The organism is Hymenobacter defluvii, assembly GCF_017589435.1.
Classification (GTDB): domain Bacteria; phylum Bacteroidota; class Bacteroidia; order Cytophagales; family Hymenobacteraceae; genus Hymenobacter; species Hymenobacter profundi.
Window position 1 is genome coordinate 562501 of record NZ_JAGETX010000002.1, and the last position, 15146, is coordinate 577646.

Sequence of the window (15146 nt, forward strand, 5' to 3'; positions counted from 1 at the left end):
TCCGTATTACCGCGGCTGCTGGCACGGAGTTAGCCGGTGCTTATTCCTCAGGTACCGTCAGTTGAGGACGCATCCCCTTTTTCTTCCCTGAGAAAAGCCGTTTACAACCCAGAAGGCCTTCATCCGGCACGCGGCATGGCTGGGTCAGCCTCTCGGCCATTGCCCAATATTCCCTACTGCTGCCTCCCGTAGGAGTCTGGCCCGTATCTCAGTGCCAGTGTGGGGGATCAGCCTCTCAGCTCCCCTAAGCATCGTCGCCATGGTGAGCCGTTACCTCGCCATCTAGCTAATGCTACGCAACCCCATCCTTGACCAATAAATCTTTAACGACTAAGAGATGCCCCTCTATCGTCTTATGCGGTATTAATCCGCCTTTCGGCGGGCTATCCCCCAGTCAAGGGTAGGTTGGTTACGCGTTACGCACCCGTGCGCCACTAAGGGTATTGCTACCCTCCGTTCGACTTGCATGTATTAGGCCTGCCGCTAGCGTTCATCCTGAGCCAGGATCAAACTCTCCATTGTAAAAAATCTTCTACACTAGGCCGAAGCCTAGCTGATGTCAAGTGCTGATCCGACTCGTTGTTGTGACGAGTTCTCTTCGTCTGTTACGCTTGTCGTGGACCGCCCGAAGGCGGCCCTTACCATTTGTCTTTTCCTGTCATTCAAAGAACGTGTGCCTCACCCTGTTGGTGAAACCCTGCGCCACTCTCGTGGCTCCTAACTCCCTGTGCTTTCCGGCCTTCCTGTCGAAGTGGGCTGCAAAGGTAACTGCTTTTTCTTACTTCGCAAGCCTTTCGAAAAAACTTTTTTCTTTCGAGCGGTCTTGCCATCCCTTCCGGTTGAAGCGGGCTGCAAAGGTAACAACCTTTTCTTACTTTCCAACTACTAAAGACAACTTTTTTTCGGTGACCTCGTAGTGGGCGCTTCCGGTGGAAGCGGGGTGCAAAAGTAAGCAGCTTGTTTGACGTTGCAAGCATCCAGCAAAACTTTTTTTTGCCTGGACCGCTCTTCGCCATAGGCCAAGAGACGTGCTGCTCGATTCAACCCTACCGCGTTTCGGTTTGGGAGTGCAAAAGTGCAGCTTGCTCCACAACTTTCCAAATACTAGCCTACACTTTTTTCAATGTAAGAATTATGATTGGTTTCATCGCGCTGATTAGTAACTCATTACTATACCTCAATAGTTCATCATGCTTCTATTTTTTCAATTACCCTTGAAGAAACTAGTGAAAACAGGCTTAAACAAGCGAGGGCGTTGCGTATTGTATGAGTAAATTGTTTGACCTAACTGTTGTAAGAAAGGCAAACCAATAGAGGCATATTCGTACGTACCGTCGTTTAAAACGCCATTTTTGTTTACATACAGGACAGCGCTGAGCATAAACTCGGTTTGCTGTGTGGTATCTATAAAGTAGGCGACATCGGCGAGATACCCGTGTGACATGCCTACTACATTGTAGATGCGCAGACTAGATTGGCTAGGAATACTTCCTCGGCGGCCATAGAAAAGATACTTCTTATAAGAGTCGAAAAACCAAGAAGCCGCGTATGGTTTGTAGCGAGAACCGTGGGGGGTACTATATAGATAGTGTCGAAGAAACGCGTAATCATTGGGCGTTAGCATGAAGCGTTGGGGTGCGGGCATCGCTTCAGGGAATAGAATAGTCTTCAGTATGGTAGTGGCATCTTGTAAGGATAAGTAATTGGCAGTGGTGAAATCGTAGGGATGCTGGATGAGACGGCCGCCACTCCGATACGCTCGACCTTTGTTGATGCGCCCTAGTGGAGAGGAATAGGAAAGAGGATTTGCAGCGGCTGGTTGATGATAGATGATCTGATTCGTGGCCGCGCTGTAAAAATCAATAGGATTGGTGTGACGGTTAGCGGCCGTATCGCACGGGGCAAAACGGCGGGTGATGCGGACAGATGGGTAGCCCAATTGCCAGAGTCGCTCATTAAGCTGTTGCTGTCCTATAAATTCATAGAGCCGATTATAAGCTTTGTTATCACTGACCAACAGCATGCGCTTTATATAATTGCCTACTGTGTTTACCTGGTCAGAGTCGGCGGAGGGGTAGTAGGGGGCTGCTGTTTGGCAACGGTAGGCTACGCCAGTTGCCATTGGGCTGCAGCGCGTGAGGCCCGGTTGGTGTAGGCGGTTGATCTTTTCGAGGGCCAGCGCAGCGGTTGGTAGCTTTACTAGGCTGGCAGGATTGAAATACTGCTTGTCGCTTAGACGAAAAGTATGCTGCGTGAAATGGGGCTGATTCTGACTGTCGCGGTCAATTTGGGTATATAGTATTTGTACCTCATACGTGCTGGCGTGTTGGAGCACAGGCTGCAACAGCGGGTTGGTGCGTAGCAGACTATCCAGCAAAGGACTATCGGCAGACAATGAACGGGTGGATGGTGGAGCAATCTGTATTGGTTTAGACCCTACCCTACCCTCAGAGCCACTGACGATCAACAGAACCATCAGCAAGCAGACACAACTGCTATGTAGTGCAATGTTGTTGATCGTATTCATTCGAAGTTATTCTGTGACGGCGATACGACGCTGAGCCAGTAGCAAGTTAGAATCGTTTTGCCGCCAATTGTAGCCGGTGCCAAAGGGCAGCGGGCGCGGGGCATGCAACGAATCAGTGTAGGCCGCCGTCAACTCGGGTTGATAATGCCGTGCAAATAGATTGATGGGGCGCTTATAGGTGCCGTAGTAGGTGAACTGCCACTCCGCGGGGCGGAAATATTTCATGGCAATACCTGAGTCGTCTTGCAGCACAACGTTGCTACGCGTCAAGATCAGGTTGCGCACTTTGCTGAAGTAGGCTTTGTGCATGAGGTAGGTAGCCGATTTTACATAGGTGGTCAACGGCCCGAGGCTGCGCACGTATTGTAGCGCCGCGGCTTTAGTAGTCCCTAGCTTCCAGTCACTAAGATCAGCTGAGAAGTAGTAGACTTGCTGTTCCTGCCCCGTTTTATTGCGCATTGTCAACTCGACGCCGGGAATAATTTTGGGGCCAGGGTGATGAATGGTGGCCGTATCTGCCTCTGTCAGCTGCCCTCGAGTATCGAGCTGCACATAGCGCACTTGCTCTACAAGATGTCCAGTGCGCGTAGCGAAGAGTAACAGCAACGGTAAGGCGCCATCCAATTCCACTGATTTCAGATTAACAGCCATATCGTTAGTCCGGAAGAAGCTGAAGTTCAGCACAGACCAGAGCGAGGCTTTAATGGCCGGAAACAGCGTGGGATTTTCGAGGGTAGCGCGCGCAGGTACGGTGCCAACTGGTTCCAAGCCTATCAGCACGTATTTCTGGCTACCGGGAAACACAGTAACGACGTTGAGCAGATCGGGGCCGCTGAATGGGTAGAAAATAGTGGCGCTACGTTGACGAATGGAATCTAACTCAGTGGCTGCCCATTGCTGAATCTTTTCGGTTCGAGTTTGATGATACTTAGCCCAGCTTTGCGCTTGGTTGGCTGCAAATGCCTGCCAGGTTGGTTGAACCGTGAGGAGGTACAGGTCGCTACCCCGGCTGACGCGCTGACCAGCGAGGTAGGCCGCCACGTTTTGCACGGCAGTGGTATCTGGGGCCGGTGGCGGGGTAGGAACAGCGGCAACCGTATCGGAGACGGGAGGCGGCGGGGCAACAGTGGGCGCCGCTGGTTGCTCAGGGGTAGAAGTTTTTTGTTCGGAACACGCTGCTGTTACTAAAAAGTAGAAAGGCGCTATGAAGCGAAAAAAGCGAATACGCATGGAGTATTGCATAGGAAACGAAACTCTGGCTATACTAATAACAGGCAAGTTATTCGCCTCGACTGACTTTAAGTAGGCGAATTATAGATGTTGCTTGCGTTACTTAGTAGTTAGCAGTTTTACTCATCAAACAGTCGTTGTAGACTGACGACGGCTGAGGAAATATATCCCTACTCCGCCTAGGAGCGTTAGGAGGCCATAGAGCGACTCGGTTGGTTGGTCGCGCAGCAAGTAGAATAGCGTCCAGCCGCTGAGTAGCAGGAAGAGTAGCGGCGTGAACGGATACCCCCAAGCCCGATATGGGCGTGGCAGATGTGGTTGTCGCCAGCGCAGCACAAATAGCCCTAGTACCGTGAGGAACGTAAATAGGTTGAGCACGAATCCGGCATAGACCAATACCTGTTGGAAGCTGGATGCCAGAATGAACAATAAGGTAAGTCCCGTTTGCAGCAGCATAGCCCGCACCGGCACGCCAGCGTTGCTTACTACTGCCAGGCTACGCAGCCCCGACAAATCCTCTCCCATTACCTGCACAATGCGCGGTCCGGCAAAAATCATGGAGCTGATGGTGGAAATCAGCAACACGGCAATCAAGCCTCCCATAAACCGGCCACCAGTGGAACCGAAAAGTTGGTTGGCTACTACGAAGCCTACCTCTACCTGCCCTTTCAGCTTGGTGAGTGGCGCGGCGTAGAGAAACACGAAATTCAGTCCTATATATAAGAGTAGCACGATGCTAGTGCCCGTCAGCAAGATGCGGGGCAGGTTGCGTTGTGGTTCTGCTACCTCCCCGGCCAAATATACGGCAGCGTTCCAGCCAGAATAAGCGTACGACACATAGATAAGCGACACGGCAAATGCCGGACTCAGCAGTAGATGCCAGTCGCCGGGCTGCGGAATGAAGCGGATGGGCTGCGGCACTGCCACCGCTACCCCTACTCCAATGAAGGCTACGAGCACCATTACCTTCACCACCGTTACGAAAACTTGCAACCGACTGCCCGCCCGCGTGCTAGTAGCATGCACCGCCGTAAGCAGCAACACAACCATGATGGACAACACCTTGGGCTCTATACCAGGCCATACATTGGCGGCATAGCTGCCCAAGGCCATAGCAGCCAAGGCAGTAGGTGCCGCAAAGCCTACCGTAGCCGACACCCATCCCGACAGAAACCCCACGACCGGATGGTAGATCTGGGATAAATAGTGATACTCGCCACCCGAGCGGGGTAGGGCGGCAGCTAACTCGCCGTAGCTCAGTGCCCCACACAGCGCAATCAACCCGCCCACGGCCCACAGCGCCAAAAGCACGAAGCCGCTCTGGATGTCTACCACCTGAAATCCCAGACTCGTGAAAACGCCCGTGCCTACCATATTGGCTACCACAATGGCGACACCGGTAGTGAAGTTGATTTTGTAGGTGGATACGGGAGAAGTCATTAGTAGAATATTCAACCTAAAGATGCAGAATTAAAAAGCCCGCGCTGTCGGGCAAGACAGGCGGGCTTGTAGGAGTAGGCGCAGTGAAAGGCAGACGCTGTGACTTAAGCCACCACTTTCGGACGCTTGTAGAGAGGCACAGTGCTGCACGGCTCGCCGTACATAATGCTGCTGGCCACCGGCAACAGTCGCTGCATAATGGCCACATAGGCATAGGTAGGCACTTCTTTTTCGCCGCAGCCTTTAATTACCAGCTTGGCGTCGCGGTAGTCCTCGGGGTTGACGGCGGCAATAGCTTCCTGAAAAAGTGACTGTTCCAGCGCAGCCAGGTCACCGAACACGTAGCGGTGGGCGTGGCCTTGCAGTTTCGCGGCCAGCACCATATAAGCCCAGGTAGGCACAATGGCATCGGCAGAGCAAATAATGGCCACGTTCTTTCCATCAAACTGCGACCAGTCGTGGTTCTTGACGAACTCGCGAAAGTCTTTCTCGCGCAGTATCAGACCGTGGAACAGGTTGTCTTTGATATCGTAGACCACCCGCTCGCCGGGGTGCAGCAACTCTTCCAGATTGAAGGTAACCAAGCCACTCTGGGCCACGCGGTTAATGATTTCTTCCATGCTAGTGCGTCAGAGCTACACTCTGGGTTTGGGCGTTGTGGTATAAACTTCTTTGAGATAAAACGGCTCGTAGTAGGCTACGTCCCGAAATTCCTGCCGCTGGTAAGCCTCGTATGCCAGCGCCCCCACCGCAATAGCCGACGGCTGCACGCCGGTCAGAAACCGCACTTGAGGGCTGGCAGCTACTAGAGGTTGGAATTTATTGGCCCCGCTACCAAAACATAACAACCGGTGGTGGGCTAATTGTTCGGCAAAACTATGCTCATCCAAGATGAGGGGGGTAGGCGCCAGCACCGTTTCGGCCGCGTGGGTGTAGAGGGCCGTGTATACTTCCATACGACGGGCATCCAGCATGGGGCAGAACAAGTAACGCTCGGGCTGTGCCGTGGTAGCGGCCACCTGCACGGCCAAGGCTTGCAAGGTACTTACGGCCAGCAAGGGGATATCCAACGCAAAGCACAGTCCTTTGGCGGCAGCTGCCCCAATACGTAAGCCAGTATAAGAACCAGGACCATCGGAAACAGCCACGGCGGCGAGGTCGCGCAAGGAGTGGCCGGTGTTTTCAAGAAGCTGATGGGTCAGGACGCTTACGTGCGAGGAGTGCGACTTCTCCAGTCGAAGTTCCGACTGGCCTACCAGCTCACCAGCACGGTGCAGGGCCACAGAACAAATAGGCGAAGAGGTTTCGAGGGAGAGAATAAGCGCAGACATAGTGCAAAGGTAGGGAGATGGCCGGGTTGGTTGTGCTACTCAGAACCAAGTTGGTTTAGCCGCAGGCTAGAGTTGCCTTTCTATTACCTCAAGCAAACGCTTATAAACAAGTAGCCCCGCTACCTGCATCATTGGCAAGTGGCGGGGCTACTCGTTTCTATTATCGACCTACTTCCCGCTTTTCTTGGCGTCGGGACGGGTTTTGCTTTCCGGGGTGCCGGGTTTCAGCAAGGCCTGGTAGCGGGGCTGGTCGTTGAGGACGTTCATTGCCATCAGAATATCGGGGTCGTCGTCGAAGGTGGCTTCAATCTGACCTTTCTGGAAGTAGTAGCGCGACACGATTTCCTGCTCCAACATCTCCTTGATTTCGGGCTTGAAGCGCACTAAATCATTGGCTTTGTTGGTGGATACCTTCTTGCGCATACCTTCCAGCTCAGCTTTTATATCCTCGTAGTGCTTCTCGGCCTTGGCTTGCTTAGTGAGGGTAGCCAGGCTTTTCTCCATGTCAGTAGAATAATTGATATCCTTGCCTGACACGTACTGCACAAACTTCTGGTAGTCGGCCTCCGAAATTTTGAATTGCCGGGCCGCAGCAATGGTCGGGTGTTCGGAGCGGTAGCGCGTGGCGTAGTCAAAGAGGTAGCCTTTCTGAATCAGCACCCGCGAAATGTCGGCGAGGGGTTTTTCCTCCACAGCCACGTCGGGGGCTACGCCACCGCCGTCGTACACCACGCGGCCAGCCTGGGTTTTGAACGCCGTGCGCAACGAATCGGGCACCTTGCCCAGCGTACCATCGTCGGCGCGGTGCGAGTAGTCGATTTCCTGAATGCAGCGGCCGCTGGGAATGTAGTATTTGGCCGTCGTCACCTTTAGCTGCGAGTTGTAGCTGAGCGGCCGCGTGGCTTGCACCAGCCCTTTGCCAAACGTGCGCTCCCCAACCAGCACGGCACGGTCGTAGTCCTGCAACGTACCTGATACAATTTCCGAAGCCGAAGCCGAACGGTTGCTCGTGATGACTACAATCGGAATTTGCGTATCGAGCGGCTGGTCCAGCGCTTTGTAGGTTTTGTTCCAGTCGGTCACCTTGCCTTTGGTGCTCACGATATCGAGGCCGCGGTCCACGAACAGGTTCGAGATGTTCACGGCCTCGTTGAGCAGGCCGCCGGGATTGTCGCGAATATCAAACACGATTTTCTTGGCGCCCATTTCCTTGAGCTTGGTAACGGCTGTGCGCACCTCGCGGCTGGCATCCACGGTGAAGCCAGAAAGCTGGAAGTAACCGATATCATTGGAAAGCATACCATAATACGGCACGTTCTCCACCTGAATCCGGTCGCGGGTGATGCTGATTTCGGCAGGCTGCTCCTGCCCGTAACGCGTCACTATCAGCTTCACTATTGATTGCGCCTGACCTTTCAGCAGCTTGCTTATATCAGCATTCGACTTTTTATCGACGTTCACGCCGTTAATAGTCAGGATTTCGTCACCGGGTAGGAGGCCAGCTTTCTGAGCCGGGTAGCCCTCGTAGGCAGCCTGCACCACGGTTTTGCCGTTGCGCTTCGCCACAATGGCTCCAATGCCGCCATACTGCCCGCTCACCATCGTCCGGAAGTCCTCAATATCGTCTTCCGGAATATAATTGGTATACGGGTCCAACGACTTCAGCATGGCGTCGATACCCGTCTTCACCACTTTTGAGGGCGTAATCTCGTCCACGTAGTAGGTGTTTACCTCCTTGAACAACGTGGCGAAGATGTCTAGGTTCTTGGCTATCTCGAAGTAGCGCTCATTGTCTGGGGCACGAAAAGCAACCAGCGATAGGGCACCGCTCAGGGCCAGGCCCGCAATATATCGTTTGCGCATAGGGTAGGTAGCAGCGAAGGTAAAAGACCTGCGTGCCCTACCCTACCGGTGCGGCATTCGGGCGCGCGTCGCTCAGCAAACGCTCTAGCCCTGAAATTAATTTTTTTTCAACCAGCGCGAAAGGCTTTTTTTCTTTGCCAGTATAGATAATTGCCAGCCGATCTACTGGATGGCCGCCATCGGCCTCCAAGAGACGATATTTATTCAGCCGATAAGCCTCGCGCAACAGGCGCTTGAGATAGTTACGGTCTACGGCACGCTTGAAGCTACGTTTACTCACGCTCACGAGCACTTGCGGCGGCGCAGTAGTAGACGCGGTGGCAGGCAACCACACGAGCCGCAGGGGATATAAACCGAAAGAAGAACCCCGGCCGAAAAGCTCTTCAATGAGCTTTTTGCGGCACAGATGTTCTTCTTTCGGAAAACTGTATTTTTTAGCTGCTGGCTGGTGGCTATTGGCTGTTAGCTCGTTCACAGGGCTAGTGTTCGCGGGATGAGCAAGCTAACAGCTATCAGCCAATGGACTAACAGCTAAATCGAAACCTAGCGCTTATGACGACCTTCGTCGGATACGGTCAGGCGCTTGCGGCCTTTGGCACGGCGGCGAGCAATAACGTTGCGGCCATTAACGGTTTCCATGCGCGAGCGGAAACCGTGCTTGTTACGACGCTTGCGCTGCGAAGGCTGAAAAGTACGTTTCATGATATGGGTAAGTGACTCAATGACAGTTGTAAGGCCGGCAAAGGTACAAGGCCTTTTTGTAAAAGGCAATGCTCAACTGCTTTTTCTACCAAATCGTCGCCTTTTCGTTGCTAAAATTCGTAGAATTTACCCAACTGCTTATCCTGCTATTTCCTACGGATAAGCGTAATTTTACGACCATATTCCGCTCTTTACCGCGTGGGGCTGCCTGCATGATTCACTACTACCTTTCCTTTGAAAATCCGCTGACGTCCTACCTCCAGGTGCAACTCACCCTGGAAGTACCCACACATGCGCCCCAGCCGTTGGAATTGCAGTTGCCGGCCTGGCGGCCGGGCCGTTATGAGCTGCAAAACTTCGCTCAGAAACTCCAGCGCGTAGAAGTGGAAGATGCGCAATCGGGCGAGGCCCTACCCTACCGCAAAATCACTAAGGACCGCTGGACGGTAGCCAACACGGCGGGCCGTACGGTGCGCGTGCGCTACAACTTCTACGCTCATCAAATGGATGCCGGCGGCTCCTGGCTTGATGAAAGTCAGCTCTACCTGAACCCGGTGCAGGCACTACTCTACGCCGAGGGGCGGCAGCAGGAGCCCTGCCAGTTGCAGCTGGCCCTACCCGACGCCTGGCATATTGCCTGCGGCCTACCCCAAAGTGCCCCTGATACGTTAGCTGCCACATCGTTTGACCAGCTAGTGGATGCGCCACTTATCGCCAGTCCTACCCTGCTGCAACGCACTTACGAAGTGCAGGGTATCCCCTTTCACATCTGGATACAGGGGGCGTGCGTGCCCGACTGGCCGCAAATCATCAAGGCTTTCGGAGCTTTCACAGAGGAAAATCTAGCCGTATTTGGTGGTGATTTTCCGGTGAGTGATTATCACTTCCTCAACCAGATCTTACCCTACAAACACTACCACGGCGTGGAGCACCACAACTCTACGGTGATTACGCTAGGACCGGCGGAGCTGCTGATGACGCCTAGCTTGTATAAGGAGTTGTTGGGCGTGAGCTGCCACGAGCTATTCCATACCTGGAATGTGAAGAGCATCCGGCCGGCCGAGATGCAGCCCTACGATTTTACCAAGGAAAACTACTTCCGCACCTGCTACATTGCCGAGGGCGTAACGACCTACTACGGCGACTACCTGCTGGCCCGGTCCGGCATATTTTCGGCGGCGCAATACTTCACGGAGCTAAACGGCGTGCTGCACAAGCACTTCGACAATTACGGTCACCAAAACCTATCGTTGGCCGATGCCTCGATGGACCTATGGCTGGATGGCTACAAGCCTGGTGCGCCCGACCGTAAGGTGTCCGTCTACCACAAGGGCGCGCTGGTGGCGTTGCTGCTCGATCTTACCCTACGACAGCTCAGCCAGCACCAACGAAGCCTCGACGATGTGATGCGGCGCCTCTATGAAGATTTCGGCAAAACTGGGGTAGGCTACACCGAGGAGGACTACCAGCAGGTAGTGCGCGAGGTAGCCGGCCGCGACATGCAGACCTATTTCGACAAGTTTGTGTACGGCACAGCGCCGCTGGAAGAGTCTCTGAACAAAGCGCTACGCTTTGTGGGCTGCACGCTGTGCACGGTTGAAAACGGCTCCGTTTCCGAAGGTAGATTTGGTTTTAGGGCAGCGGTCCGGAACGAACGCACAGAAGTCACCGATATCCTACCCGGCACGCCAGCGGCTGACGCTTTGGCTCTAGAAGATGAAATAGTAGCGGTGAATGGCCGACGGGTAACGCAGAATCTGCAAACGCTGCTGAGCACCGGCACTGGGCGTTACGAACTGGCAGTGTTCCGGCAAAACCAGTTGCGCACGGTTATGCTACTGGCAGACGGCACCGAATTGTACTGGGCAAAAAGAATGGTCGAGAAATTGCCTGATGCAACGGCTGAACAGCGCGCCAGCTTTCGGCAGTGGCTGAAACAGGAATTTTAACGTCCGTTGAGCTGAATTGAGTAGTACCATGAATCGGCTACGGGCCTTTTTATTAGTAGGGCCGTTTCTGTTGAGCACTGCCTGCACCCTTATGCCGCGCCAGGAGCGGGGGCATCCGGCTGCGCCATTGCCACTCCCCACTTCGGGAACCTATGCCCGCCCTATTCTGCGCCAGCCTACCATCTACAAACGGGCGCATCTCGATACCCTTATTCTGCCGGCTGGCCGTGTACTCACCCTCTACCCTGCCCCGCACCCTACCTACGAAAGCCTGCCTACCCCCGCTTGGTTGCGCCCTACCCCTTCGGCCTCCGATGAAGAGCTGGACCTGACCGCTGAGGAGCGCGCCCGCCTGCGCACGACCGGCCGCATGGCCCAGCGCGTAGGCCATACGCTGTGGCTGCGCCCCAGCGCTGCTCCACCAGTGCGCTTCATAGACAACCCGGTGGAAAGTGAGGATAACATCGCCTACGAATACGTAGATACTATTCCCGCCATTCATCAGTGGCTCATTTCGGTGCACCTCTACGAAGGTGGCTACTTTTTGCTAGTAGACCAGCGCACGGGCCGCCGCACAGAGGTATGGAGCCCACCTGCTATTTCGCCCGATGGCCTGCACTTTGTGTGCGGCAATTCCGATGTGCTGGCTCACTATGACCCCAGCGGCCTGCAACTATGGGCCACCGACGGCTTGCGCTTGCGTAAGCTCTGGGAGCGGCAGGTGGAGTGGGGCGTATCCGGCCCACGCTGGCTCGACAACCGCACGATTCTTTTTGAACAAGATTATCTCGAAAAGGGCGATGTAGAAACCCGCATGGTGCGTCTTACCATCATACCATAAAAAAAGCTCCGTCGCTAAACGGAGCTTTTTTTATGGTTTCAGGAGCTATCTAGCTTTTGTCGCTACCCCGGCCGGCTTTGCTGTTGCCGTCTACCGACATAGGTTTGTTGTTCTGCGGATTGCTACGGATGGGCGTTGTGTTTTTGGGGTCCGTGGTGGCTTTGCCATCCGTGGTATTGCCCTGCTGCGACACGTACGTATTATCCAAATTCTGCACCTGCGTGCTGGTGCTGTTGGTATTAGGGCGCGGGTCGATGTTGGTCTTATCGGTTTCGGCCAGCTCGGAAGCGGCTATTTCGTTCTTTTTCATCGTCGTAATGCTTTAGGGTGGATTACTCCTATCTTCTACCCCTTGCACGAGGAAAGAGTTGCCGAAAAGTTGGGATACTAAAAAGGCCGGAACTGCACAAAGCAGCTCCGGCCTTTCGTATAATGAGCGAGTAAGTGACTATTCGGCTACCGACAGGGTAGGCACATTCACCAGATCGGCAAACATTTGCTCGCGAGTTTCAATTTCCTCCTGCGTCAGGTTTAACAAGCGCTCTGTGCCAAACTTCTCTACGCAGAACGACGCCATGGCTGAGCCGTGAATTACGGCGCGCTTCATGTTATCGAAGCTGATGTCGTCGGTAGCGGCGAGGTAACCGATGAAGCCGCCCGCAAAAGTGTCGCCGGCGCCGGTGGGGTCGAATACTTCCTCCAGAGGTAGAGCTGGGGCGTAGAACATCTGCGCTTTATTGCCCTTCTTGCAAAACAGCAAGGCGCCGTGCTCACCCTTCTTGATAATCAGGGTTTTGGGACCCATTGCCATAATCACTTTGGCGGCTTTCACAAGCGAATACTCGCCGGAAAGCTGGCGGGCTTCTTCGTCGTTGATGCTGAGCACGTCCACCATTTCAATGGTCGTTTTCAGCTCTTCCAGGGCCACGTCCATCCAGAAGTTCATGGTGTCCATCACAATCAGCTTGGGCCGATTCACGAGGCGCTGAATGACGAGGCGCTGAATCTGGGGCGTCAGGTTGCCCAGCATCAGGTACTTGCAATCCTGGTAAGAATCGGGTAGGACGGGGTCGAAATCAGCCAGTACGTTCAGTTCCGTCGCCAGCGTCTCGCGCGAGTTGAGGTCGGTGGAGTACTTGCCCGACCAGAAAAACGACTTCTCGCCTTGCTTGATCTGTAAGCCTTCGGTATCGGCGCCGTGCTCTTCGAGCAGCAGAATATCCGATTGCGGAAAATCATCGCCTACCACGGCTACCAGTTTCACGGGCTTCACCGAGTAACTGGCCGACAGGCTAGCGTAGGTGGCAGCACCACCAATGATTTTGTCGGTTTTGCCGAAAGGCGTTTCCAAGGCATCGAAAGCCACCGTACCGATAACAACCAGGCTCATAAGCAGAGAGGATTAAAAGTGATTCATGCGAAAAGATGCCCCTGCAACGGTGCAACTCATAAAAAAAGTCCCCGAAAATACTTTTCCGGGGACTTTCTGCAAAAACGATGGGTAAATAATGGGGCTCGAACCCACGACCTTCGGAATCACAATCCGACGCTCTAACCAGCTGAGCTATATCTACCGTGTTGGGTATTGATGCCACAAAAGTAGCAGGTTGATCGAAATTTTCAATTACTTGAGAACATTTTTTAAGTAAGTTTTTTCTAACTGTTTGTTGCTCTGAACACAGCGTTACGTTGCGCAACCGCTTCTTGCCCGACTATTCCGCGTACCTTTGTAGTTCGCTTTATCTTCAATACCATGTCCGACACGCCCCACACGCCGCTCTCTTTTGCTGATTTCAAGCTGAATAAGCAACTCTTGAATGCCGTGGCCGAGGCAGGCTTTACGGATCCTACCCCTGTACAGGAGCAAACCATTCCGCTGCTGCTGGCCGGGCACGATGTGCTGGGCATTGCCCAAACGGGCACCGGCAAAACGGCGGCGTTTGGCCTGCCGCTTCTAATGAAGGTGAAGTATGCGCAGGGCATCCACCCGCGTGCCTTGGTGATGGCCCCTACCCGCGAGCTAGCCATCCAGATTGAGAAGCACCTGTTGCAGCTTTCCACGTACACCGACCTACGAATTTTCGCCATTTACGGCGGGCTGGGTCCGAAAACGCAGATTGAAACCATTGCCCAGGGCGTGGATATTTTAATTGCTACCCCTGGTCGCCTGCTGGAGCTGTATCTGAAAGGCGACTTGGTGCTGAAAGACCTGAAGACACTGGTGCTTGATGAGGCCGACAAAATGATGGATATGGGTTTCATGCCCCAGATTCGGCGCATCTTGGAAGTGATTCCGCGCAAGCGCCAGAACGTGCTGTTCTCGGCCACCATGCCCGATAAGGTGACCACCCTAAGCGAGGAGTTCTTGGAATTTCCGGTGCGCGTGGAGGTGACGCCGCCCGCCCAGCCGGCCCAAACCGTAACGCAGGTGCTCTACGAAGTACCCAATCTGCTCACCAAAATCAACCTGCTCGACTACCTCTTTCAAGACCAGGAGACATTCAAACGCGTGATGATTTTCACGCGCACCAAAACCCACGCCGACAACGTGGCCAGCTTCTTGGAACGCAAAGTCGCGCCAGGGCAGGTGCGCGCCATCCACGGCAACAAAGGCCAGAACGCGCGCCTTAACAGCATGGACTCGTTCCGCAACGGCGAGGCGCGTTTCCTGGTAGCTACCGACGTAGCGGCCCGCGGCATTGATGTGCCGCTGGTGAGCCACGTTATCAACTTTGACGTGCCGCTGAATTACGACGACTACGTGCACCGCATCGGCCGCACGGGTAGGGCGCAGCATACCGGTGCAGCCCTCACTTTTGCCAACGAGGCCGAGATGCACCACATCGAGCAGATTGAGGCACTCATCAAGCAAGACATTCCGCTCCTACCCCTACCCGAGGAGGTGAAGGTGATGGACACGCCCTTTGAGGAGCAGCAGAACATGAACCGCGAGATAGACGAGCGTCGTCGGCGCGAAGACCCTACCTTCCAAGGGGCGTTTCATGAGCGCAAGGAATGGGTGAAGCCCGGCGTGACCATCGATAAGCGCACCGGTAAATCGTACGTAGAAGGACCCAACCGCAGCCAGAAAGGCCGGAAGGTGAACCCATCCAAAGGCAAATCGTCGGCACCCGCCGTGAAAGCGGTGAAAGCAGCTAAGGCAAGGGCGCGGGGCAAACGGAAATAACGAGCTAAAAAGACGTCTGTCCTCCTGAGCATTCCACGCATCAAGCGGCGACGAAGGACCTTGTCACGTGAGAACG

General features: G+C 54.2%; 13 protein-coding genes, 1 tRNA gene and 1 rRNA gene (1 of these 15 running past the window's edge). 3 read left to right on the forward strand and 12 right to left on the reverse strand.

The genetic code is table 11. The features are described from left to right. The 9 genes from J4D97_RS06485 to rpmH all read right to left on the reverse strand — a co-directional run. Positions 1-522, reverse strand: a 16S ribosomal RNA gene (locus tag J4D97_RS06485) (it extends 993 nt beyond the left edge of the window). Between the two features lie 682 nt (positions 523-1204). Continuing rightward, positions 1205-2527 (reverse strand): serine hydrolase, encoded by a 1323-nt coding sequence (locus tag J4D97_RS06490; protein WP_208306857.1) that lies wholly within the window; start codon positions 2525-2527, stop codon positions 1205-1207. A gap of 6 nt (positions 2528-2533) precedes the next feature. After that, positions 2534-3757 (reverse strand): hypothetical protein, encoded by a 1224-nt coding sequence (locus J4D97_RS06495; RefSeq protein ID WP_208306858.1) that lies wholly within the window; start codon positions 3755-3757, stop codon positions 2534-2536. A gap of 126 nt (positions 3758-3883) precedes the next feature. After that, positions 3884-5197 carry an APC family permease gene (locus J4D97_RS06500; RefSeq protein WP_208306859.1) on the reverse strand — a complete coding sequence of 438 codons (1314 nt, stop codon included), beginning with the start codon at positions 5195-5197 and terminating at the stop codon, positions 3884-3886. A 104-nt stretch (positions 5198-5301) separates the two neighbouring features. Beyond that, positions 5302-5817, reverse strand: coding sequence for a DUF2480 family protein (locus tag J4D97_RS06505; protein WP_185282389.1), 516 nt, complete (start codon positions 5815-5817; stop codon positions 5302-5304). 15 nt (positions 5818-5832) lie between these two features. Then, a complete protein-coding gene (tsaB, locus tag J4D97_RS06510; protein ID WP_208306860.1) occupies positions 5833-6528 on the reverse strand; it encodes a tRNA (adenosine(37)-N6)-threonylcarbamoyltransferase complex dimerization subunit type 1 TsaB in 696 nt (231 codons plus the stop codon). A 168-nt stretch (positions 6529-6696) separates the two neighbouring features. Then, on the reverse strand, positions 6697-8391 hold the full coding sequence (locus J4D97_RS06515) for a S41 family peptidase (RefSeq protein ID WP_208306861.1): 1695 nt from the start codon (positions 8389-8391) through the stop codon (positions 6697-6699). A gap of 37 nt (positions 8392-8428) precedes the next feature. Further along, positions 8429-8866: a ribonuclease P protein component gene (locus tag J4D97_RS06520; protein ID WP_208306862.1), complete on the reverse strand. Its 438-nt coding sequence runs from the start codon at positions 8864-8866 to the stop codon at positions 8429-8431. 68 nt (positions 8867-8934) lie between these two features. Next, the gene (gene rpmH, locus J4D97_RS06525) at positions 8935-9093 is read right to left on the reverse strand and encodes a 50S ribosomal protein L34 (protein WP_092743544.1); all 159 of its coding nucleotides are present in this window, start codon (positions 9091-9093) and stop codon (positions 8935-8937) included. A gap of 212 nt (positions 9094-9305) precedes the next feature. Here rpmH and J4D97_RS06530 point away from each other — a divergent pair, with 212 nt between their 5' ends. Both J4D97_RS06530 and J4D97_RS06535 read left to right on the forward strand, forming a co-directional pair. Then, positions 9306-11042 (forward strand): M61 family metallopeptidase, encoded by a 1737-nt coding sequence (locus tag J4D97_RS06530; protein WP_208306863.1) that lies wholly within the window; start codon positions 9306-9308, stop codon positions 11040-11042. A gap of 28 nt (positions 11043-11070) precedes the next feature. Further along, positions 11071-11883 carry a hypothetical protein gene (locus J4D97_RS06535; protein WP_208306864.1) on the forward strand — a complete coding sequence of 271 codons (813 nt, stop codon included), beginning with the start codon at positions 11071-11073 and terminating at the stop codon, positions 11881-11883. A 49-nt stretch (positions 11884-11932) separates the two neighbouring features. On the opposite strand, the gene J4D97_RS06540 is transcribed toward J4D97_RS06535, so the two are convergent. From J4D97_RS06540 to J4D97_RS06550, 3 genes are all read right to left on the reverse strand, one after another. Then, complete coding sequence (locus tag J4D97_RS06540) at positions 11933-12193, reverse strand: hypothetical protein (RefSeq protein WP_185282383.1); 261 nt, start codon at positions 12191-12193, stop codon at positions 11933-11935. Between the two features lie 138 nt (positions 12194-12331). Next, positions 12332-13273 (reverse strand): PfkB family carbohydrate kinase, encoded by a 942-nt coding sequence (locus J4D97_RS06545; protein WP_185282382.1) that lies wholly within the window; start codon positions 13271-13273, stop codon positions 12332-12334. A 110-nt stretch (positions 13274-13383) separates the two neighbouring features. Then, a tRNA-His gene (locus J4D97_RS06550) sits at positions 13384-13457 on the reverse strand. A gap of 179 nt (positions 13458-13636) precedes the next feature. Here J4D97_RS06550 and J4D97_RS06555 point away from each other — a divergent pair. Continuing rightward, entirely contained in the window at positions 13637-15070 is a 1434-nt protein-coding gene (locus J4D97_RS06555) for a DEAD/DEAH box helicase (RefSeq protein ID WP_208306865.1), read from the forward strand. Positions 15071-15146: the final 76 nt, after the last annotated feature.